The organism is Microcystis sp. M_OC_Ca_00000000_C217Col (assembly GCF_007095585.1).
In the GTDB taxonomy this organism is placed as follows: domain Bacteria; phylum Cyanobacteriota; class Cyanobacteriia; order Cyanobacteriales; family Microcystaceae; genus Microcystis; species Microcystis panniformis.
This window is the reverse complement of sequence record NZ_SFBV01000194.1, coordinates 1-2850: the sequence shown is the minus strand read 5'-3', so window position 1 is coordinate 2850 and position 2850 is coordinate 1. Positions and strand designations below refer to the sequence as shown.

Genomic DNA, 2850 nt, shown 5'->3' with positions numbered 1-2850 from the left:
CCCTTATCAAGGGGGATCCCCCCGCCTATCGGCACCCCCCTTATCAAGGGGGATCCCCCCGCCTATCGGCACCCCCCTTATCAAGGGGGGCAGGGGGGATCGAACCTAAAATCCATTTTTAATTTAATTATAACCAGCTACTTAATTGATCAATTAGCTAAAAAAGCCAGAGATTAGGCTCTCTGGGAAATTGGGGGATAAATCAGCTAGAAACTAGAGAGGCAAGCTCAACCGCCTGAGAAAGGGACAAGAAACCAGACTAAACATAAGTTGCCCAAAATAGCGTAAATTGTCTATAAATTTGTTCAACGACTTAAATTAATACAAATGTTCGACTGTATTATCATCGGTGCGGGACCAGCAGGAGCGACGGCGGGTTATCATCTAGCTAAAAAGGGACGAACGATCCTGATCCTCGATAAAGCGAAATTACCCCGTTATAAACCCTGTGGTGGGGGGGTATCCCCGGCAATTAAGCAGTGGTTTGATTTTGACTTTACCCCCGTGATCGAGAATACCGTCACGCAAGTACAGTTTACTTGGAAACAGGGGGATACCGTCACCACTAAGTTAAATATGCTAGAACCGATGTGGATGGTACAAAGGGATCGTTTCGATGATTTTTTAGGTCAACAGGCGATCGCAGTCGGGGCAACCATCCAAGATAACAGCGAAGTTACCCAGATCAAATTCGTCCAAGATCACTGGCAAGTTACCACATCCCAAGGAACATTTTCAGGCAAATATCTGATTGCTGCCGATGGTGTTAGGGGCAATACCAGTCGCTGGTTGGGATTACCAGCGAAAAACGAAGCGATCGGTGCTACTCTCGAAATTACTAACGCAGAAGCGACTATTCCACCCCAAAAAGCTTTTTTTGATTTTGGTTCCCTAAAAAATGGTTATATCTGGGCTTTTCCCAAGTCTAATGGTTACACAATTAGTGGTGCTTGTTTTAAGGGCAGCATCAAATCCGAGGATCTGAAAAAACAACTGTTAAATTATGCCCGTCAAAAGGGCTGGAATTTAGAGGATTATCGCTATGGTGAGTATGCTTTAGCCCTTTGGAACGGAAATCAACCGCTACACGCCCAAAATGCCCTAATTACAGGGGAAGCGGCGGGGATTCTCGATCCGCTCATCGGTGAGGGTATCCGTCCGGCAATTTTGACGGGAGTTAAGGCAGCCGAGGCGATCGATCGAGCTTTAGCCGGAGATAATCAGGCTTTAGCGGGCTATAGTCGGATAATTCGGGAAGAATGGGGTGAAGATATGGCTTTAGCGGCCAAATTGGCTGGTTTATTCTATCAATTTACCCAAATCGCCTATAATGTCGCCGTTAAACGTCCGATCGCCGGTCAACTGATGGGACGTATTCTCGTGGGAGATTTAAAATACCGGGATGTTACGGAACAAGCGATGCAACAATTGAAAAAGCGTTTACTGCCCGGATTCGGTTGGTGATAACACCTCCCGCACCAGGGTGGGGGTGACTCGATCGCTAATGGTAACTTGGCCGATTGCCGTTGGTAAAATAAATCTAACCTTGCCATCTTTAACCTTTTTATCGGCAGTAAGAGCATTAACCATCTCATCGGCATTTAAAGGCGGCATATGGGTTTCTAAGGCCGCTTTTTCGATTAAATCGGTTTGACGTTGATTTTCCCCGGCGGTCCACATTCCCAGTTTAACTGCGATCGCTCCTGCCGCCACCATCCCCAGGGCCACCGCTTCCCCGTGGTTAACGCTAGTATATCCCGTTAAACTTTCAATGCCGTGGGCGATCGTGTGACCATAGTTTAAGATCGCCCGCAAACCCGCTTCTTTTTCGTCTGTGCATACCACATCTGCTTTCGCTTGGCAAGACTTTGTAATAATTGTTTGCAATAGCTCGCCATCGATCTGAGAAAAACTAGCTAAATTGTCCGAGTCTTCTAACTGTTGAAATAACTCGGCATCCCAAATTACACCGTATTTAATCACTTCTGCCATTCCAGCCCGAAATTCTCGCACGGGTAGGCTTTTAAGCACGTTAGGATCGATCAGAACTAATTTCGGTTGATAAAACGCCCCGATCAGATTTTTGCCCTGGGGATGATTAACACCAGTTTTACCCCCGATGGAAGCATCTACCATGGCTAACAGGGTGGTGGGAACCTGGACAAAATTAATGCCCCGTAACCATGTGGCTGCCGCAAATCCCGTCATATCCCCGATCACACCACCACCGAGGGCAACCATAGTCGAGGAACGTTCCAAACGGTGAGCGAGGGCGCTATCATAAACTTCGGCGATCGAATCGAGGGTTTTATAATTTTCGCCGGCGGGGATCAGATGAGTAAAAACGACAAATCCCGCTTTTTCTAGGGAATTAACGGCTGTATGTCCGTAATAGTCAAAAATTTCGGGATTAGAAACCAATAAAACCTTTTTACCTAAGTTTAACTGGCTCATTTCTGCACCGAGATTAGCTAAACTGCCCTTCTCGATCAGAATATTATAGGAGCGATCGGGTAAATTAACGGGAATGCAAATAGCCATAGGGTGTGGGGTGATGTTTCAGTGATCAGTAATCAGTAAACAGTAATCAGTAAACAGTGATCAGTAAACAGTGATCAGTAAACAGTGATCAGTAAACAGTGATCAGTAAACAGTGAAAAGACAGTGGGAAACTGCCATTTAATGCTGCTCACTTAATACATACTGCTCACTGAAAACTTAAATCTGATAACTGATATACTTTAGACGTTCATAATCTGAGATTTATTAAACTTCTGAAATCGTAGAGTCAGCAAGGAATCCAGTTCTTTTTTATGTTTCAGATGGGCATCATTCAGACATTCATAAATA

Annotated in this window: 2 protein-coding genes and 1 pseudogene; 1 reads left to right on the top strand and 2 read right to left on the bottom strand. The window is 45.3% G+C overall.

Translation table 11 applies throughout. The annotated features are described in order from the left end of the window. Nucleotides 1–327 precede the first annotated feature (327 nt). Nucleotides 328–1464, top strand: coding sequence for a geranylgeranyl reductase family protein (locus EWV66_RS11615; RefSeq protein ID WP_287108120.1), 1137 nt, complete (start codon nt 328–330; stop codon nt 1462–1464). Here EWV66_RS11615 and aroB read toward each other — a convergent pair. Together aroB and EWV66_RS11605 are read right to left on the bottom strand one after the other, a co-directional pair. Next, nucleotides 1441–2541 carry a 3-dehydroquinate synthase gene (gene aroB, locus EWV66_RS11610; RefSeq protein WP_052277299.1) on the bottom strand — a complete coding sequence of 367 codons (1101 nt, stop codon included), beginning with the start codon at nt 2539–2541 and terminating at the stop codon, nt 1441–1443. The two genes, EWV66_RS11615 and aroB, sit on opposite strands and share 24 nt — an antisense overlap. 200 nt (nt 2542–2741) lie before the next feature. Then, nucleotides 2742–2850: pseudogene (locus EWV66_RS11605) on the bottom strand (IS630 family transposase); the annotation flags it as partial.

Excerpts from the sequence above, each read along its gene's own strand:
- aroB (WP_052277299.1), bottom strand. The coding sequence starts at position 2,541 with ATGGCTATTTGCATTCCCGTTAATTTACCCGATCGCTCCTATAATATT.
- EWV66_RS11615 (WP_287108120.1), top strand. The coding sequence starts at position 328 with ATGTTCGACTGTATTATCATCGGTGCGGGACCAGCAGGAGCGACGGCG.